The organism is Bacillus cereus group sp. MYBK101-2, from assembly GCF_051918845.1.
GTDB lineage: Bacteria > Bacillota > Bacilli > Bacillales > Bacillaceae_G > Bacillus_A > Bacillus_A paranthracis.
Genome location: NZ_JBQAIE010000014.1, coordinates 30,525 through 49,988, shown reverse-complemented (window position 1 = coordinate 49,988; position 19,464 = coordinate 30,525). Strand labels below are relative to the sequence as shown.

The window sequence follows — 19,464 nt, the reverse complement described above, 5'->3', positions numbered from 1 at the left end:
AGTGACAAAATATTGAACGTTATTTGTTAAAATTTAGTGGAAATGAGATTGTTTTTTTGAAATATATGGATAGAAGTATTATAATAGATTTGTAAACTTCACCAGGTTAAGTATATACATAGAGAGGGATGTATAAAATGAAAGCATTACTTTGGCATAATCAACGTGATGTAAGAGTAGAAGAAGTACCAGAACCAACTGTAAAACCAGGAGCAGTTAAGATTAAAGTGAAATGGTGTGGTATCTGCGGGACAGACTTGCATGAATATTTAGCAGGACCTATTTTTATTCCGACAGAAGAGCATCCATTAACACATGTAAAAGCACCGGTTATTTTAGGTCATGAGTTTAGCGGTGAGGTAGTTGAAATCGGTGAAGGCGTTACATCTCATAAAGTGGGAGATCGCGTCGTTGTAGAACCAATTTATTCTTGTGGTAAATGTGAAGCTTGTAAACATGGACATTACAATGTTTGTGAACAACTTGTTTTCCACGGTCTTGGCGGAGAAGGCGGCGGTTTCTCTGAATATACAGTAGTACCAGAAGATATGGTTCACCATATTCCAGATGAAATGACGTATGAACAAGGTGCTCTTGTAGAACCAGCAGCAGTAGCGGTTCATGCAGTACGTCAAAGTAAATTAAAAGAAGGGGAAGCTGTAGCAGTATTTGGTTGTGGTCCAATTGGACTTCTTGTTATCCAAGCAGCTAAAGCAGCAGGAGCAACTCCTGTTATTGCAGTTGAACTTTCTAAAGAACGTCAAGAGTTAGCAAAATTAGCAGGCGCGGATTACGTATTAAATCCAGCGACTCAAGATGTATTAGCTGAAATTCGCAACTTAACAAATGGTTTAGGTGTAAATGTAAGCTTTGAAGTAACAGGTGTTGAAGTAGTACTTCGTCAAGCAATTGAAAGCACAAGCTTTGAAGGACAAACTGTAATTGTTAGTGTATGGGAAAAAGACGCAACAATTACTCCAAATAATCTTGTGCTAAAAGAAAAAGAAGTGGTTGGTATTTTAGGATACCGTCATATCTTCCCAGCTGTTATTAAATTAATTAGCTCTGGTCAAATTCAAGCAGAGAAATTAATTACGAAAAAAATCACAGTAGATCAAGTTGTTGAAGAAGGATTTGAAGCACTTGTAAAAGATAAAACACAAGTGAAAATTCTTGTTTCACCTAAATAATATAGAATAGTAAAAAGTAGCTCTTTTCTAGAAATAGAAAAGGGCTACTTTTTTTCTGTACAGAAAGGTGATAGACTTTCCTGTAACTACAGTATTTTGTTTGGAAGGGGAAGTCTCATGCTTTCATTTATGTTGACATTGAAACGAATGCTAAAAGCTTGTTTACGAGCGTGGAAAGATAAAGAATTTCAAGTATTATTCGTATTAACATTTTTAACATTAACATCTGGTACGATTTTTTATAGTACAGTTGAAGAATTACGTCCTCTTGACGCTTTGTATTTTAGCGTTGTGACGCTGACGACTGTCGGTGATGCGAATTTTAGCCCACAAACTGATTTTGGGAAGATATTTACAATCTTATACATATTTATTGGGATTGGATTAGTGTTTGGATTTATTCATAAGTTGGCAGTTAATGTACAACTGCCTAGTATATTATCGAATAGAAAAAAAGAGTAAAGCATGTGGATGCTTTACTCTTTTTTTACATTAGTTTAGACAAGCCTTAATAATAGTTTATTAAAATGAAAGTGTATTCATTCATTATATTCACTGTGTATAAAGTTATAATGATATGAAAATCTGCATATTTTAATTTATTGATAGAAATTTCGTGAAAGGTGGGATATTCTAGTCATAGGTTAACCGGATGACATCATAGGATCCTAACAAAAAGTTTACAATAATTCGATTATAAAATGGAGGATTTCAGATGAAAAAGAAAGTACTTGCTTTAGCAGCAGCTATTACATTAGTAGCTCCTTTACAAAGCGTTGCATTTGCTCATGAAAACGATGGGGGAAGTAAAATAAAAATAGTTCACCGCTGGTCTGCTGAAGATAAACATAAAGAAGGCGTAAATTCTCATTTATGGATTGTAAACCGTGCGATTGATATTATGTCTCGCAATACAACACTTGTAAAACAAGATCGAGTTGCACAATTAAATGAATGGCGTACGGAGTTAGAGAACGGTATTTATGCTGCTGACTATGAAAATCCTTATTATGATAATAGCACATTTGCTTCACATTTCTATGATCCAGACAATGGAAAAACATATATTCCATTTGCAAAGCAGGCAAAAGAAACCGGAGCTAAATATTTTAAATTAGCTGGTGAATCATACAAAAATAAAGATATGAAACAAGCATTCTTCTATTTAGGATTATCTCTTCATTATTTAGGAGATGTAAATCAACCGATGCATGCGGCAAACTTTACAAATCTTTCGTATCCACAAGGATTCCATTCTAAATATGAAAACTTTGTAGATACGATAAAAGATAATTATAAAGTAACGGATGGAAATGGATATTGGAATTGGAAAGGTACAAATCCAGAAGATTGGATCCATGGAGCGGCAGTAGTGGCGAAACAAGATTACTCTGGAATTGTAAATGATAATACGAAAGATTGGTTCGTAAAAGCAGCTGTGTCACAAGAATATGCAGATAAATGGCGTGCTGAAGTTACACCGATGACAGGTAAGCGATTAATGGATGCACAACGTGTTACCGCTGGATACATTCAGCTTTGGTTTGATACGTACGGAGATCGTTAAGGATTTAAAAAAGGTCAAATCTCACAATAGAGTATTTGACCTTTTTATTACTCTACACATGGAGGTATGGAACGTGAAAGGTAAATTGTTAAAAGGTGTACTTAGCTTTGGGATTGGTTTAGGAGTTTTATACGGAGGATCTTCAGCTCAAGCAGATACGTCTACAGATCAAAACAACACTTTGAAAGTGATGACGCATAATGTGTACATGCTATCAACTAACTTATATCCGAATTGGGGACAAAGTGAGCGTGCTGATTTAATTGGGGCGGCAGATTATATTAAGAATCAAGACGTTGTTATATTAAATGAAGTGTTTGATAATAGTGCTTCAGATCGCCTTTTAGGAAATTTGAAGAAAGAATACCCAAATCAAACAGCTGTATTAGGTCGTAGTAACGGAAATGAATGGGATAAAACGTTAGGTAGCTATTCATCTGCAACTCCTGAAGATGGGGGCGTTGCAATCGTGAGCAAATGGCCGATCGTTGAAAAGGTTCAATATGTATTTGCAAATGGATGCGGACCAGATAATTTATCGAATAAAGGATTTGTATACACCAAAATTAAGAAAAATGATCGTTTCGTTCATGTAATTGGGACGCATTTGCAGGCTGAAGATAGTATGTGCGGAAAAACTTCACCTGCATCTGTACGTACAAACCAGTTAAAAGAAATTCAAGATTTTATTAAAAATAAAAATATACCAAATGACGAGTACGTCTTATTTGGTGGTGATATGAATGTGAATAAAATAAATGCTGAGAACAATAGTGACTCAGAGTACGCATCAATGTTCAAAACATTACATGCTTCTATTCCATCTTATACAGGACATACAGCAACTTGGGATGCGACGACAAACAGTATTGCAAAATATAATTTCCCTGATAGCCCTGCCGAGTATTTAGATTATATTATTGCAAGTAAGGATCATGCGAATCCATCATTTATAGAGAATAAAGTATTACAACCGAAATCTCCACAGTGGACTGTTACATCATGGCTCAAAAAATATACATATAATGATTACTCTGATCATTATCCAGTAGAGGCCACTATTTCTATGAAGTAGTCTTAAAAAGTTTCTTCTTAATAGGAAGAAACTTTTTTATTTTGTAGAGGAAATTTCAACTTTCTTTCCAATATGTATAAGACATATTGAAAAGAGGAGCGAAAAAATATGGATCGAGGAATTTTTAAAGAAGTTCCATTACCGTGTGCATTTTTGGATGAAGTAGCTTTAGATAGAAATATTCAATCGATTATAGAATTAAGTGGAAATAAGAAGATTCGTATAGCGAGTAAATCGTTACGTTCTGTTCCGGTTATGCAAAGGATTTTGGCTGCAAGTGATCGATTTCAAGGTATTATGTGTTTTTCACCTAGGGAAGCTTTATTTTTAATTAAACAAGGATTCAATGATTTATTGCTCGGATATCCTGCTTATGATGAAAGAGCGTTACATGAAATAAGTTTGCTAACAAAGCAAGGGCTCATTATAACTTGTATGGTGGATTGTGAAGATCATATTATTTATTTAGAAAAAATTGCTGAGAAGTCTAAAGGATGCTTTCGTATTTGCTTAGATATTGATATGAGTAGTCGTTTTTTTAAGTTCCATTTTGGGGTCAAAAGATCACCGGTAAAAGATGTGCAAGGTGCTTTGAAAATAGTAAAAAGGTTGAAAGAATCATCATTTTTAATACTAGATGGTGTAATGGGATATGAAGCCCAAATTGCTGGGGTAGGAGATCACATACCGAATCAACGAGTGAAAAGTAAAGTGATTTCATATTTAAAGAAGAAATCAATGTTAGAAGTTAAAGAAAGAAGAGGACATATCGTAAAAGAAATACAAAATCTAGGTATTGAACTAAGGTTTGTAAATGGGGGAGGCACAGGAAGTATAAAAACAACTGAGCAAGATCATTCAGTTTCAGAGATTACAATAGGTTCGGCTTTTTATGCCCCAAAGCTGTTTGATTATTATAAAGAGGTGCAATTTCATCCAGCTGTCGGATTTGCTTTACCAGTTGTGCGTAAACCAGCCCCAACAATTTACACTTGTCTAGGTGGCGGATATATTGCCTCAGGCGCAATTGGGAAAGATAAAGAACCTGAGATTTGGAGGCCAAATGGTGCCAAACTATTAGCTTTAGAAGGCGCTGGTGAAGTGCAAACACCGATTTTTTATAACGGTGAGGAACGAGTAGAGATAGGAGATTCTATCTTGTTTCGCCATAGTAAAGCTGGAGAATTATGTGAGCGGTTTCCTTTTTTATATTGTGTGAAAGAAGGAGAGATTATTGGGAAGTATTTAACATATCGGGGGGATGGTCAATGCTTTCTATAAAGGGACAAAAATGGAGAAATTGGACAGGGAATGTAGAAGGAACACCGCATTATACGATGTATCCAGAAAGTATACAAGATGTAGTAGAAGTTATAGAGCTTGCGCGAAAGAAAGGGAAGAAAATTCGTGTTGTCGGTTCAGGACACTCGTTTACACCTCTTGTGCAAACGGAAGAAATTTTAGTTTCTTTAGATGAATTGAAGGGAATTGTGAATATTGATACGGAAGAAATGGTTGCCGAAGTATGGGCAGGAACAAAGTTACATGAGCTAGGGAAGTTACTTGAGGAAAAAGGTTATGCGCAAGAAAATTTAGGGGATATTGATTCGCAATCTATCGCAGGAGCAATTAGTACGGGGACGCATGGAACGGGTATTACCTTTGGAAGTTTATCAACACAAGTTATAGAGATTACCGCAGTTTTATCTACAGGTGAGAGTATGGTTTGTTCGGAAACGGAGAATGTACAATATTGGAGAGCTTTTCAGTTGTCGCTTGGAATGTTAGGTATCATTGTAAAAATAAAACTGAAGGTTATTCCATCCTATTCACTCGTTTATAAAAGTGAAAAACAGTCATTATCTACTGTAATGAACAAGCTAGAAGAATATAAGAAGAATCGCCATTTTGAATTTTTTGTTTTTCCTTATTCAGATGAAGTGCAAGTGAAAATTACAAACGAAACAACAAGTAAAAAAAGTGATTTGAAATGGCATAAACTAAAGGTAGAGTTACTTGAAAATAAGATGTTCTCTTTGTTATCTAAAGGATGTAAATGGTTTCCTTCTATAAGTAAAGGAGTAAGTCGATTATCAGCTAAAGCTGTACCGAATACAAAAATAATTGGTCCGAGTTATGAAGTATTTGCTACATCGCGTGCGGTTCCATTTTATGAAATGGAGTATAGTGTTCCTTCAAAGTATATGCAGGCCGTTGTAGAAGAAATTTCAAACCTTATTGAAAAGAAAAAGTATAAAGTGCACTTCCCAATTGAATGCCGTTATGTGAAAAGGGATGATATATGGCTCAGTCCAGCGTATGGAAGAGATTCTGCGTATATAGCTGTTCATATGTATAAAGGTATGAAGTATGCTGCTTATTTTGGTGAGGTGGAGAAAATTTTTCTAAAGTATGAGGGACGCCCGCATTGGGGGAAAATGCATACGTTAACGTACGAAAAATTACAAAATATATATCCAGAATTGCATTCGTTTCTAAAGGTGAGGAAATTATTAGATGAAGCAGAAATGTTTTCAAACCCTTACACAGAAAAGTTGTTTACGATTATGAAAAAAAGCTGACAAAGTATTACTTGTCAGCTTTTTTTAGTATGATCGCATTTCTTGTTTGACTAATGTGCTCGTAAAATAGTAACTTATCACGACTAAATACATGTAATAAAACATGAATAATAAATAGACCGTTAATTACGAGTTGGAATAATACTATAACTATTAATACTAAAGGTTCTTTAACATTTAAGATAGAGCTACTCGAAAGAATATAATTGATTCCGCCTAAAATGAAATAGAATATACCATAACGGATGAATAGTTCCTTCAACGTAATACGATCTGATTGTCCTTTCACGTAAATACGAAGCAATGCTTTACCGATTGTCTTTCCATTCGTAAAGTATGGAATGATAATAAAGTAAATAAAGATCGAACACGTTATGAAAATGAGTTCGTATATGTTCGTGTAAGATTGAATATTAGAAACAAAGAAAGAATTTCCTTTGTTTTTAATGACAGGTACAACGATGGATAAGAAAATCCAATCAATTTGCATCGCGATAAAGCGACGAACGAATCCGACTGGTTTCGTTTCCAAATCAATATGACTATCTAATTCGCTTGCTTTCGGAAGGAAGTACGTAAAAATTGGTGCAATGATAAAGCCGATTACGCCGCCTAATGTATTTAAAAACAGATCATCTATATCAAATAAGCGGTACGCACAATTGTATATACCGTATAGTCCAGTCACTTGTGTTAGCTCGAAAAAGAGTGAAAGACAAAAAGAAATACAAATTGTTTGTAAGAAACTACGTCGGAAATAATACCGTAAGTAAATACCGAATGGAACGGTTAATAGAACGTTAAATGCTACTTGTAAAAACGCAGATTCTTTTAATAGGTAGAAATAAGTAGCTGGTTTCGTTAAAATTGCCGAAGTATGATTACTAATTTCTTGTATGAAATAAAATGGTGATAGTTGCATGTGTTGTGTATTAGCCGGTTGTAGGCTACAAGTATCATATGTTTGTGGTAACGGCAAAATCACAAGAAAATAGGCATTTAATAAGTAAAGTAATAATGAGTACAAAATAAATGAACGCCATTTATTTAAATAACCGTACTTTCGGTAGTTAAATATTAAAAAAGGTATTAAGAGGAACATTGCTAAAATAGGAAATAAAATAAATGCTGTTTTTATTGGAAATATATATGTAGTCAAAATGTAGCTCCTTTCAATGAAAATTCGTTTATCATTATAACGTTAAAAGAAGCGTAAAACAAAATTAAAATATTTCGAAATAGAAAAAATTACAAATTTCAACGGAATTAAGTTATACTAAATTTAATATAATGATATTATGATTATTATAAGTTGAGAGAGGGTACAAAATATGCGATATGAGCTTTTTTCTGTAAGTGGGGATCATATTACAACTTTTGAAAGTGCATGGCGTTTTCAAGAGGGAGAACAGATTTTTGTTCATGATGATCAAATAAAACGAAATTTTATTATTATCCGCCTAACGCATGATGTATTTCAACAAAATAAACATGTTATTCGTTTGTATTGTCAAGAAAAGAAAGTATATGCATAAAAAAACGAGTCGTTCTAGTGTAATAGAATGACTCGCTTTTTGATTTGTAAGTTTCACCTTATAAGAAAATAAGAGTAAGTACACCTACGATAATGCAATAGAAAGAGAAATATTTTAAATTTCCTTTTGCCATAATGTTCATAAACCATTTTAATGAAATATACGTCATGATAAATGTTGCGATAAATGCAACGATATATGGTACGAATAGTGTATCTAGATTTGGATCTTTTGCAATGTCTGTAATACTTAGTAATAAACCACCTAAGCTAACAGGGATATATAGTAAGAATGAGAAACGAAGAGCCGTTTCTTGCTTCATACCAAGTAACATCGCTGCTACGATTGTTGCACCTGATCGGCTTATTCCAGGAATTAGTGCGCAAGCTTGTGCTAATCCGACGATAATTGCGTCTTTCATAGAAAGATCGCCATCATTTTTACGTCCACGCAAGTTTCTAATAATCCAAAGTCCGACAGCGGTAATAAGAAGGGAAATCCCAACCATTTTCACACCTTTTAAGTACTGATCGATGTAATCTTTAAATAAAACACCAATAACACCTGCTGGAATGGTCGCAATAACAAGGTAAATAATAAAGAAGAAATCTGATTTTGCATCTTCTGCTCTTGTAAATATATAAGATAGACCATTCTTCGTTAGACGAATTAAATCATTTCTATAAATAAGTAATACAGCTAATAATGAAGCTGAATTAACAAGTAGTTCGAAGCTAAACCCTTCTATTTTTAGTCCTAGCAAATGCTGTGCTAAAACGAGGTGACCGCTTGAAGAAATCGGAATTGGTTCTGTAAGTCCTTGGAACAGACCAAGAATTAAATATTTTAAAATGTAGTGAAATTGTTCCATAATAACCTCCCTGTTTAATAGTCGAAAGAAACAACTTGTCCATTATAACAAAGATACAGATGAATATTGAGAAGAAATAAATATTCGAAATATAATAAAAATCCCTTATAGCAGTATAAGGGATTTTTATTATTAATGAGAAACTACTGTTTCTTCAAGACTTTTCGTTAATTGAACATCGACTTTCTCAGCATCATGAATGTGATTCATAATAGTAGTATTTAAGTTTTGGAACATTTGTTGTGTATTAGCGAATTCTCGTAATATATCATCATTACAAGTCTTTTGGTTTTCAATAGCTTTAATAACATTAGTAGCACCGTTTTGTAACGTTTGAATCATAATTAAAATATTTTCGATTCTAGCGTTTGTATCGGCACTCATTTCTACACCTTCATCGACTAAATGCAAATTATCTTTTGTATTATCGTATGCTTTTTCAATTTCTTCTTGAATTTTTTTCGTTAAGTTGCCGATGTTTTTTGTACTTTCAGCGGTACTTTCTGCTAGTTTTCTTACTTCATTGGCAACGACAGCGAACCCTTTACCGTGTTCTCCAGCACGCGCAGCTTCAATGCTTGCATTTAAAGCAAGTAAATTTGTTTGTGCTGCAATGTTTTGGATGACTTCTACAATTTGCTCAATTTCTTTTGAGCGTTCACTTAAATGATTCATACTATTAGACGTGCGCTGGGATTGTTCACCTAATTTATTAATTACAATAAGTAAACGATGAACAGATTCTTTACCTTCATTAGAACAGTCAATAATTTCTTCAATAGATTGAATTAAGCTTTGTTCTTTTTGTAACATTTCGTTATTCAATTCATTGGAATGTTTCGTGCGCGTTGAAACATTTTCGAAACATGAGTTTAATTGTTGAACTAAATTTTGAAGTGTATGGTGCTGGCTATTTACAAGTTTATGTTCTTGAACAATGCTTTGTACACGATTGTGGATAGAAGAAATAGTCTCTTGTTGTTCGATATCCTTTTGTTTTAATTCTGCTTCTAGTTCTTGTATACGACTTTCTAATTGATCAATTTTATGTTGGAGTGATTTCTTTTGAGTAAACATATATTTATTTCAACCGCCTTTAGAAGTTATATTTTCTCTATATTTGGATTTTAGCATCTTTTATAATTTTTAAATATAGGAATTGTTAAATATTTAAGAATCTATTACATTTTATGCATAATTCCCTTTTTTTCGTCATGAAAAATAAACTGTATTTAATGGTATTGTAAACAAACTGTAAAATAAATCATGTATAACTGTATAAGAAGGGAGTCGGATTATGAACTATTTTAAGCGAATCAGTAGTCTAGTATTAGCAGGAATTATAGGTCTTTCTAGTACAGTCGCTGTTAAAGCAGAGTCAAACGACGAGAAACTTAACAACATGCAACAGCAATTGCAGCAAAACGATGCAGAAATGCAAAAGAAAGAGCAAGAGAAGCAAGCTGTTAGTAAAGAAATTCAAGGTATCGAAAACGAACTACATAATTTAAATAATACAATTGCAAAAAATAAAGAGGATCAAGCTGCTATTCAACGTAAAATTGATGAAACACATAAGCAGATTGAACAAAAAAAGAAAGAGATTGTCGTTTTAGAAGATAAAGTTCTTGCGCGCAAGGACATTATGAGAAAACGCATGGTTTCTGTTCAAAACAGTTCAAATACAAGTTTAGTAGTAGAAGTTGTAGTAGAGTCAAAAAACTTTGCAGATTTCTTACAACGTATGAACGCAGTTTCTACTATTTTAGAAGCTGATAAAGAAATTTTACGTCTACAGGAACAAGATCTTCGTCAAATTGAAGCAGACAAGAAAACAATTGACGAGAAAGAAGCATCTTTAGTAGTAGACAAACAAAAATTAGCAAAAGCACAAGCTGATTTGCAAGATAACTTGAAAAAGCGTCAAGCTAACTTACAAACAGTTCAAGCTAAATATAATCAGGTTGCAAGCCAACTTAATTTAGCAGCAGAAGAAAAAGCTAAAATCGAATCAAACATGAAAGCAGTACAAGAAACAATTGCTCGTGAGCAAGAAGCAGCAAGAATTGCAGCGGAAGAGCGTGCAAAAGCAGAAGCGGCTGCAAAAGCAGAGCAAGAAGCTTTAGCGAAAGCACAAGCAGAAATTGCTGAAAAGCAAAAGCAAGCAAAAGCTAATAAACCAGCTGATAAACCAGCTGAACCAGTTACTAATAATAATTCGAAGGTAGAACCTCCACAACCTGAACCATCTCCTAAGCCAACTGCTGGTGGGAAAGAAATTTATGTAGAAGCTACAGCTTATACAGCTGATCCAGCGGAAAATGGTTATGCGCCAGGTCAACAAGTATTTTCTGCATGGGGACACTATAATTTAACTGCAAATCCAGGAATGAAATTAATTGCTGTAGATCCAAAAGTTATTCCATTAGGTAAAACTGTAAATGTTGAAGGTTATGGAGTCGCAATTGCAGCAGATACTGGTGGAGCGATTAAAGGTAACAGAATTGATGTGTTAATGCCTGATAAAGGGTCTTCTAGTCAATGGGGAAGAAAAATCGTTAAAGTTACAATTTTAAACTAACACGTAATCCAACTTTACAATACGTAAAGTTGGATTTTTTTATAATAATAATGTTAAGTTGAGTTTACATTTTGGTAAGGATAGCATACAATGGTGGTGAGAGGTGGTAAATTTGACCATTTTAAATAGAGTGAAGGAATTAAGAGCTCGGTTTAATTTTTCGCAAAGTGTATTAGCAGAAAAGGTTGGAGTGACGAGACAAACAATCGCCGCTATTGAAAAAGGGGATTATGTTCCTTCATTATTATTAGCGCTTATGATTTGCGATGTATTTCAGTTAAAGATGGAAGATGTGTTTGTTTTAAATAAGGAGGGGGAAGAGGATGAATAGACTTGTATTTTCCTATATGTTGAATGTACTCTTAATGGTATTAGCAGGTTGGGCATTTATTGAGTTGTATTATTTTACTATCGAAGTTGCTAATTTTATTCAAACGAAGAGGGTACCATTTGAAGTTTCGGTGAGTTTAATGCCAATAGGATTGCTTCTAATATTTGGTATTGTATCGACTATTCTTTATAAAATTCAAAAGAAAAAATATAAAGAGCTATCATATTGGATGTTTCCACTATTATTTCCTCAAGAAGATGAGCGGGAAAAGGCAATTACAGAAAAGGCTTGTCGTACTACATTTATGTCACTATGGTACGTGTTGCCTTGTGCGGTTGGTTTTTTAACGCTTTCTCCAATTGCTAATCTATATGTTCCTGCATATCCAATATATATTGCATTTAGTATTTTCTTTATTCAAATGACAATTTTCCACGTATCTTTATATCGAAATAAAATCGCTTAAAAAGAAACCTTCTTGCACCGGCAAGAAGGTTTCTTTTCAGCTTATACTTGTACATATAGCAATATTATCTTATCATTTTATATAGAGTAAGATTTTGTAACGGAAAGGAATTGTATATGAATAAGCAAAGAATTTATAGTATAGTAGCAATCCTCCTATTTGTTGTAGGTGGTGTATTAATCGGCAAGCCATTTTATGATGGATATCAAGCTGAAAAGAAACAGACTGAAAATGTACAGGCTGTCCAAAAGATGGATTATGAAAAACATGAGACGGAATTTGTAGATGCTTCGAAAATTAATCAACCAGACTTGGCAGAAGTAGCGAACGCATCTTTAGATAAGAAACAAGTAATTGGTCGTATTTCGATTCCAAGTGTTTCATTAGAACTTCCTGTTTTAAAGTCTTCTACTGAGAAAAACCTATTATCAGGTGCAGCAACAGTAAAAGAAAATCAAGTAATGGGAAAAGGGAATTATGCATTAGCAGGACATAACATGTCTAAAAAAGGTGTTTTATTTAGTGATATAGCGTCTCTAAAAAAAGGCGATAAAATTTATTTGTATGATAATGAAAATGAATATGAATATGTGGTTACTGGTGTATCTGAAGTAACTCCTGATAAATGGGAAGTTGTTGAGGATCACGGGAAAGATGAAATAACACTAATTACATGTGTATCTGTGAAAGATAATTCTAAACGTTATGTTGTTGCTGGTGATTTAGTAGGAACGAAGGCGAAGAAATAAAAAAGATGAGGGGAAATCCCTCATCTTTTTTAATCCATCCATTTTACTAACTTCTTAGAAATTAATAATAAAACACAACCTAAAACGATTGCTACAGCGCCAATTACTGTAAATACTTCAGCATATCCAAGTGAAGTTGTGAAGCTTGCAAGTTGTCCGCCTAAAATGTTAGCGATACCTGAGCTTGCCAACCATACTCCCATTAATAAAGAAGCAAGTTTTACTGGGGCAAGTGCACTAACCATTGATAGTCCAACAGGTGATAAGAATAGCTCACCTAACGTATGGAAAAGATACGTAAAGACGATAAATAGTAAGTTTGCTTTTTCTGTAATGTTATGTTCATCACTACCTGTTTTTAATGTAGCGATAACGAGAATGATATAACCGATACCGAGCAAGATCATACCAAGTCCCATTTTAGTTGGGATTTTTAAATCCCCGCGCTTGCGAGTTGCAAGTTTTGCCCATAATGCTGAAATGACTGGAGCGAGTAAAATAATAAATAATGGATTGACCGATTGGAACCAAGATGTTGGAACTTCCCATCCGAACACAGAACGGTCTACAAATTTGTTTGTATATAATGTTAATGAGCTACCAGCTTGTTCGAAGCCAGCCCAGAAGAAGACAACGAAGCATGTTAAAATGACGATAACTGCAGTACGTTGTTTTTCCTTTTTTGTTAACGGTGTATCTCCAACTGATGGTTGTCCATCTGTTGTTTGTAAATCGCGAGTTGGTTTTTTACCGATATCACCAAGGAAGCGATTTGATAATGTTGTAAATAAAATTTGTCCAATGATCATTCCGATTGAAGCGGCTAAGAAACCGTAACGGAATCCGTAATGTACAACGCCATCAACCGTTGTTTTGAATAAATTTTCTGATAAAAATCCGCAAACGAGTGGAGCTAAAAATGATCCGACGTTAATACCCATATAGAAAATGGTAAATGCACTATCACGTTTTGGATCGTTCTCTTCGTATAATTCCCCAACCAGTGTAGAGATGTTCGGTTTGAAGAATCCATTACCGATAATAATAAGCGCTAATCCGAGGTATAGGCCGACTTGGTTTTGCAAGGCAAATAGTGTAAGGTTACCGATTGCCATTGTTATACCACCAATTGTGATCGCTTTTCGTCTACCTAGAAAACGGTCTGTTAAGTATCCACCAATCATTGGTGTGAAATAACAGGCTCCAGTATAAAATCCGTAAATGGAGAGTGCCCATGCAGGACTAAACCCAAGACCACCGCTTACTAAAGCTGTCGTTAAATATAATGTTAATAATCCTCGTAATCCATAGTAACTAAATCTTTCCCACATTTCTGTAAAGAAGAGTAAGTATAAACCTGGAGGATGTTTCTTTTTTCTTTGTTGTTCTCTTTCTAGTTGTATCGCTGATTCCATGTTATTTTCCTCCTGACACAAACAAAAACAAAGTTAATAATTTTGTATATTTAATATTTTACTTTATTAACTATTATAAGTCAATAAAGGTTGATTTTTCAGAAGAAATTGGAAAAGGGATATAGCTATAGAATGAGTGTTTCTTTTATGTTAGACTATGGACTATGTTTTCTTTGTAAAGAAGCGGTTTATTGCACTTTTTTATATGTGAAATTGATTTCATAAAAGATGAAATTAAAGAAGGAGAAAGAAATGAAATTGTTACAGAAAAAAGAAATTTTACTTATTAGTCTTATGTTATTCTCGATGTTCTTTGGAGCGGGGAATCTTATATTTCCACCTTTCCTTGGGTATGAAGCAGGAGAACATGTGTGGATTTCATTAGTAGGGTTTATTATATCAGCAACAGGTCTTCCGATATTGGGAGTTATTGCGATTGCAAAAGCAGGAAGTTTTCAAACGCTAGCGGGTAGAGTTCATTCTTCATTCGCCATTATTTTTCCGTGTATCGTGTATGTATTTATTGGACCAGGCCTTGGTATTCCGCGTGCAGGAAGTCTAGCTTTTGAAATGGGACCGGGTCAGCTATTTCCGGAAGCGGGTAGCGTAGTCTTATTATGTTACACAGTTATTTTCTTTAGTATTGTGTACTGGTTAAGTTTATCACCGTCTAAATTAATGGGGTTGTTCGGAAAAGTTTTAACACCGTTATTATTAGGTATGATCGCTCTTATCTTTATAAAAAGCATGTTTACATCAGTAGGTAGTGTGAAAGAGGCTGCTGGAAACTATGGACAAGCTCCTATGTTCCAAGGGTTTTTAGATGGGTATTTAACGATGGATGCATTAGCAGCTTTAATTTTCGGGATTGTTATTGCCAATGCTCTTCGTGCAAAAGGTATTGAAGATGATAAAGGGTTAGCGAAATATATGAGTATTGCTGGAATTGGAGCGGGACTATTATTATCTATTATTTACGTCATACTTGGATATGTCGGTTCAATGAGTGGCTCATTGGGAAAATTTGATAATGGTGCACAAGTGTTAGCGCAAGTGATGACTACATTATTTGGACAAGGCGGGGTCGTTTTATTAGGTCTTATTTTTACGATCGCGTGTTTATGTGTGTCAATCGGACTTGTTACATCTTGTAGTCAATTTTTCGCAAGTGCATTTCCGAAAGTAGCTTATAAAGTTTGGGCATTTATATTAAGTTTGGTTAGTATGATTTTAGCTAATTTAGGATTAACACAAATTTTAAAAGTATCAGTACCGATTCTTGGATTTATTTATCCAGTTGCATTAACGCTTATTATTTTAGGGCTATTCCATAAGTATATTGAGAAGTATGCATACGTATATACAGTAACTGTTGGAATTGTAGCGGTGTTTAGTGCAGTTGATATTTTCAATAAAAATGTAATGTTGAATCAATGGACATCAGTATTAAAGTACATTCCGTTTTATACAGAAGGTGTAGGATGGATTGTTCCAGCTATTATGGGTGCTTGTATTGGTGTTATCGTGAGTATTGTTATAAATAAGAATCAATAAGTAAAAGGTGTTTTCCTATTTCGGAAAACACCTTTCTTTTTTGGAAAAATGGTATTGAAAATGAATAGACTAAGAGTATGATAAAGATAATTGGTAATATATAGGTTTCGAATGAATGGTGAGGGGGGAGCGTATGAAGGAAGATTTTAATAAGAAAATAGAAGCGCTCGAAATGGCAATTGAAACAATTCAAGAAGCACTTTTTGAATTGAAAGCAAAACAAAAAGAAATAGAAGTAGAAAATGCTCAGCAACATGTTAGTAAGGAAAAGAAAGAACATATTGAAACGGTAACGGAAGAAAAATCTAAAGAAGAAGTAGTTATAATAAAAGAGCCCGTGCAAGAACGTGAGGTAAAACAAGTAGATATATCTGCTTTTAAACCAGAACCATTTAATATTATTAAGTTTTGCCAAACGTGGTTACCACGCATATTTGTCGGTATTATGTTGCTTGGAGTAATCTGGTTATTTAAAGCAGGGGTAGATGCTGGATTATTAACACCAGCAATACGAATTGTGTTTGGTATTGTCCTATCAATCGGTTTTTATTATATAGGGGATATTCAAATTAAACGAGAGCGGCAAGCGTTAGGATTAGTATTAGCAGGAGGAAGTATTACGGGTATAGTTTTAACGACATTTGCTGCACATTATTTATATGGCTTTATTCCAGCAAGTGTTGCATTTGTATGTAATATTGCATGGGTCATTTTAGGTATTTATGTAGCGAAGAGGTATCGATCAGAGTATCTTACTATCTTCGTAGCGGTAGGAGCTTTCTTCGTGCCATTCTTATTAAATAGTACGACTCCTAATCCGTATATTTTCTTTGGATATGAGACGATACTAACACTTAGCTTATTATGGTATGCCCTGAAAAATCGTTATCAGTATTTATATATGATTTCTTATGCTGTTGCTGCTATTGTCCTTTTTGTCTTCTTTGCTATTATGTCAATGTTAGTAAAGGATTTGCAAGTACAGTTAACGGTTGTTTATGGTTTAATTCACTTACTATTATTTTGGCATATGTTTACGGAGAGAAGTTTTATATTAGAGCCACGCTTGGCGATATTTAGTGCGAATGCAGTTTTCTTTATATTAGCCATTTCAAAAATACCCGAATTTACAACATGGGGATTAATGATTAGTGCGCTTGTGCATGCTATTATGTTCGTGTTTGAATATAGGAAGAATAGACATTCTACATTTACCAATCTTTTATTTGGTTTCGCAATGGGAGCATTTAGTTTAGCTATTTTATATGAGTATAGTTTAGTGAATGCAGCGATTGTATTATTATTACAAGGTTTCCTCGGTATGGTGACTGCTATTAAAGTAAAACAACAAATAAAATTGTATGTTAGTGCGACGATTTATGCGATTGGAATGATACAGACTATTTTTAGTCCATTTGATCATTTCTTTTCAGCTGGGTTTGTTGCTCATATTATTTTAATAGGTACATTTTATTACTGCATGAAACAAGCGAAAGATGTGTTAAAGAGTTTTGGAAAATACGTTTATTCTATAGCACTCTATTGGTTTATGGTTATCATATTTATTGCAATTACTAGAGTCGGTGAAGTGCTTTCTACAGATGGAAGTATAATAAGCGTATCTGTATCCTTATTATGGATGGTATATGCATTATTTGCAGTTTGGCTTGGCCGGAATAAAAATATGAATGAAATATTATATGCCGGCTTAGTCGTGTTAGTCGTAACGATAGGAAAGCTATTCCTTCTAGACTTACCAGAAGTTTCAATGATGATTAGGGCAGTGTTATTCTTAATCGTAGGAAGTATAGGCATCGTTATTTCAAGAATGTTTTTCTCAAAAGAAGAGAAATGAGAAGAAGGCAATCCATATCCGGATTGCCTTTTTCATTATTTCTTATTAATCGTTACAGTCTCACTATATTTCGCTGTTGTATTTTGACGTAGACGAAGTGTTGCTTGTCCAGTCGTATTTGGATCGATTTGTACGTTCACAATTTTTTCAGCAGAACCTAAGCTGTTTGTTGTGAAAGAAAATGCACTACTATATCCGAAAGTAGATGGCCAAGTGCCGTTTGTATTTTGAACTTTTGCTACTTGTGTACCGCCAGTAGTGAATATACCTAAAGAATAATTATTGTATGTTGTGTTTGGTAATAAGTTATTTACTTGAATTTTCATTTGGAACACTTCATTGTTTGGTAGAGTGCTAGGGTGTGTAACTACGTAGTCATTTGCTGTTACTGCACCGTTATAGCCATATGAACCAGGTTTAAAAGTATTTGTATTAAACCATTGATAACCTGCATTTGGCGCACTCCAAGGTTCAGGTTGTGGCTCAGTTGATAAGCTTGGTTGTTCAAATGTTTGTAAAGTGGTAGGTAAATCAAGTTGTAAACCATTTACTTGGTCTAAACTTGTAAATGTTTCTTTATTCGATAGCCAATTTACGATATTTTCTAGTAAAATCGCATCGTTTTCTTCTTTATATCCATCGTAAGTTTTCTTTGTTTGGCCAGAGTCTTCACGAACGTATTTTGGCGTAGCATCTTCAACAGGAGAAGAGTCTCCAATAAAGGCAGCTTTTCCAAGTCCTACTTTTGCGATAGCAGCATAAGGACCCTCTGCAACACCACCGCCGTTATACACACCGCTATCAACAGCGTTATTCCATTTTGCTGGGTTTTCTGGAAGATAAACAAGTCCTTTTGCTAGTTTTGGATTTGTAATTGCTAAAGTAGAACCAGCATGCATTGCTACAGATGAAACCCCTTCTGTAATTCCGAATGATTGTTCAGGTGATACAATATTTTTAGCGGAAACATCGCCGATTGCGTTATAGCGGAATCGAATACCGAAGTTGTCAGATAGCCAATCAGAGCTTTCTACTCCTTGCATAGCTTGTGAATTGGCTTCTTCGTTAGACATTCCTTTTGCTGGATTATCCCAAGCACCGCGTCTATATCCGTTAAATACTTCAGAAGAGTCCCAGCGATTTTTATTACGATCTGCATTATAATGATCGGCAATGAAGAAGATACTACCGCCATTTTTCACGTATTGTAACATAGCATCTTGTTCAGATTTTTTGTAAGGAATATTTGCTTCTGGAACGATAAACACATTGTAGTCTTTTAAATCTTCGTATGTAATCGGTGTTGATTTACGAAGTTCTTTTACATGATAGCCGTTTTGGGCAATGCCGTTTCCGAAATCAGAAAAGCCACCATCGATAACCCAGTCAGCAGTTCCGGCAGTTTGACCGTGTGTATTATCGAATAATACTTTTTTCCCATTGTTTTGATTTATAACTTTTGCAGCAATTTCAGGAGCTGGGTCTACAGAGCTTTCGGCATAAGTAGATGGTATGAACGAAGCCCCTATACTTAGTGTAATTGCTGTTGCTAAAGAAAATGTAATCCATTTTTTATTCTTCATAGAAGAATCCCCCTAATAATAAATATATGTGCTTTAATAATGTAATTTATTTTTCTGTAAAAATAAAGACGGAAAACATAAAAAATATTAAAAATTTGTAAAAATACCGT

General features: G+C 34.3%; 17 protein-coding genes and 1 pseudogene. 13 read left to right on the top strand and 5 right to left on the bottom strand.

Features of this window, described 5'->3' with window-relative positions; all coding sequences use genetic code 11:
* Positions 1-137: 137 nt before the first annotated feature.
* The 6 genes from bdhA (at position 138) to ACTFSI_RS21985 (ending at position 6,414) form a co-directional block, all read left to right on the top strand.
* Positions 138-1,190, top strand: coding sequence for a (R,R)-butanediol dehydrogenase (gene bdhA, locus ACTFSI_RS22010; protein WP_000645822.1), 1,053 nt, complete (start codon positions 138-140; stop codon positions 1,188-1,190).
* Between the two features lie 117 nt (positions 1,191-1,307).
* Positions 1,308-1,652 (top strand): potassium channel family protein, encoded by a 345-nt coding sequence (locus ACTFSI_RS22005; protein WP_000948232.1) that lies wholly within the window; start codon positions 1,308-1,310, stop codon positions 1,650-1,652.
* Between the two features lie 253 nt (positions 1,653-1,905).
* Positions 1,906-2,757: a phospholipase CerA gene (gene cerA, locus ACTFSI_RS22000; protein WP_000731007.1), complete on the top strand. Its 852-nt coding sequence runs from the start codon at positions 1,906-1,908 to the stop codon at positions 2,755-2,757.
* Positions 2,758-2,815: 58 nt separating this feature from the next.
* Complete coding sequence (sph, locus tag ACTFSI_RS21995; RefSeq protein ID WP_003287028.1) at positions 2,816-3,832, top strand: sphingomyelinase C; 1,017 nt, start codon at positions 2,816-2,818, stop codon at positions 3,830-3,832.
* A gap of 108 nt (positions 3,833-3,940) precedes the next feature.
* The gene (locus ACTFSI_RS21990) at positions 3,941-5,113 is read left to right on the top strand and encodes an amino acid deaminase/aldolase (protein ID WP_138322477.1); all 1,173 of its coding nucleotides are present in this window, start codon (positions 3,941-3,943) and stop codon (positions 5,111-5,113) included.
* Positions 5,101-6,414 (top strand): D-arabinono-1,4-lactone oxidase, encoded by a 1,314-nt coding sequence (locus ACTFSI_RS21985; protein WP_138322476.1) that lies wholly within the window; start codon positions 5,101-5,103, stop codon positions 6,412-6,414. The genes ACTFSI_RS21990 and ACTFSI_RS21985 overlap by 13 nt, the downstream gene beginning before the upstream one ends.
* Positions 6,415-6,421: 7 nt before the next feature.
* On the opposite strand, the gene ACTFSI_RS21980 is transcribed toward ACTFSI_RS21985, so the two are convergent.
* Entirely contained in the window at positions 6,422-7,573 is a 1,152-nt protein-coding gene (locus ACTFSI_RS21980) for a VanZ family protein (RefSeq protein ID WP_138322475.1), read from the bottom strand.
* A 172-nt stretch (positions 7,574-7,745) separates the two neighbouring features.
* Here ACTFSI_RS21980 and ACTFSI_RS21975 point away from each other — a divergent pair, with 172 nt between their 5' ends.
* Positions 7,746-7,949: a hypothetical protein gene (locus ACTFSI_RS21975; RefSeq protein WP_001268330.1), complete on the top strand. Its 204-nt coding sequence runs from the start codon at positions 7,746-7,748 to the stop codon at positions 7,947-7,949.
* A 58-nt stretch (positions 7,950-8,007) separates the two neighbouring features.
* Here ACTFSI_RS21975 and ACTFSI_RS21970 read toward each other — a convergent pair whose 3' ends face one another.
* Together ACTFSI_RS21970 and ACTFSI_RS21965 are read right to left on the bottom strand one after the other, a co-directional pair.
* Positions 8,008-8,820: an undecaprenyl-diphosphate phosphatase gene (locus ACTFSI_RS21970; protein ID WP_044791332.1), complete on the bottom strand. Its 813-nt coding sequence runs from the start codon at positions 8,818-8,820 to the stop codon at positions 8,008-8,010.
* A 132-nt stretch (positions 8,821-8,952) separates the two neighbouring features.
* Positions 8,953-9,471, bottom strand: a pseudogene (locus ACTFSI_RS21965) (methyl-accepting chemotaxis protein); the annotation flags it as partial.
* A gap of 646 nt (positions 9,472-10,117) precedes the next feature.
* Between ACTFSI_RS21965 and ACTFSI_RS21960 the strand changes: the two are divergent.
* The 4 genes from ACTFSI_RS21960 to ACTFSI_RS21945 all read left to right on the top strand — a co-directional run bounded on the left by ACTFSI_RS21960 (position 10,118) and on the right by ACTFSI_RS21945 (position 12,947).
* On the top strand, positions 10,118-11,401 hold the full coding sequence (locus tag ACTFSI_RS21960) for a 3D domain-containing protein (protein WP_138322473.1): 1,284 nt from the start codon (positions 10,118-10,120) through the stop codon (positions 11,399-11,401).
* A 112-nt stretch (positions 11,402-11,513) separates the two neighbouring features.
* Positions 11,514-11,732 carry a helix-turn-helix transcriptional regulator gene (locus ACTFSI_RS21955; RefSeq protein WP_000154007.1) on the top strand — a complete coding sequence of 73 codons (219 nt, stop codon included), beginning with the start codon at positions 11,514-11,516 and terminating at the stop codon, positions 11,730-11,732.
* Complete coding sequence (locus ACTFSI_RS21950; protein ID WP_138322472.1) at positions 11,725-12,198, top strand: DUF2178 domain-containing protein; 474 nt, start codon at positions 11,725-11,727, stop codon at positions 12,196-12,198. The genes ACTFSI_RS21955 and ACTFSI_RS21950 overlap by 8 nt, the downstream gene beginning before the upstream one ends.
* 116 nt (positions 12,199-12,314) lie before the next feature.
* Entirely contained in the window at positions 12,315-12,947 is a 633-nt protein-coding gene (locus tag ACTFSI_RS21945) for a class A sortase (RefSeq protein WP_001041722.1), read from the top strand.
* A 29-nt stretch (positions 12,948-12,976) separates the two neighbouring features.
* Here the strand turns inward: ACTFSI_RS21945 and ACTFSI_RS21940 are convergent, their stop codons facing one another.
* Entirely contained in the window at positions 12,977-14,362 is a 1,386-nt protein-coding gene (locus tag ACTFSI_RS21940) for a peptide MFS transporter (RefSeq protein WP_000443147.1), read from the bottom strand.
* A 252-nt stretch (positions 14,363-14,614) separates the two neighbouring features.
* Here ACTFSI_RS21940 and brnQ1 point away from each other — a divergent pair, with 252 nt between their 5' ends.
* Positions 14,615-15,916 (top strand): branched-chain amino acid transport system II carrier protein BrnQ1, encoded by a 1,302-nt coding sequence (gene brnQ1 / locus ACTFSI_RS21935; protein WP_138322471.1) that lies wholly within the window; start codon positions 14,615-14,617, stop codon positions 15,914-15,916.
* 133 nt (positions 15,917-16,049) lie between these two features.
* Entirely contained in the window at positions 16,050-17,771 is a 1,722-nt protein-coding gene (locus ACTFSI_RS21930) for a DUF2339 domain-containing protein (RefSeq protein ID WP_440045644.1), read from the top strand.
* A gap of 35 nt (positions 17,772-17,806) precedes the next feature.
* Here the strand turns inward: ACTFSI_RS21930 and ACTFSI_RS21925 are convergent, their stop codons facing one another.
* Positions 17,807-19,354, bottom strand: coding sequence for a DNA-binding protein (locus ACTFSI_RS21925; protein ID WP_138322469.1), 1,548 nt, complete (start codon positions 19,352-19,354; stop codon positions 17,807-17,809).
* Positions 19,355-19,464: the final 110 nt, after the last annotated feature.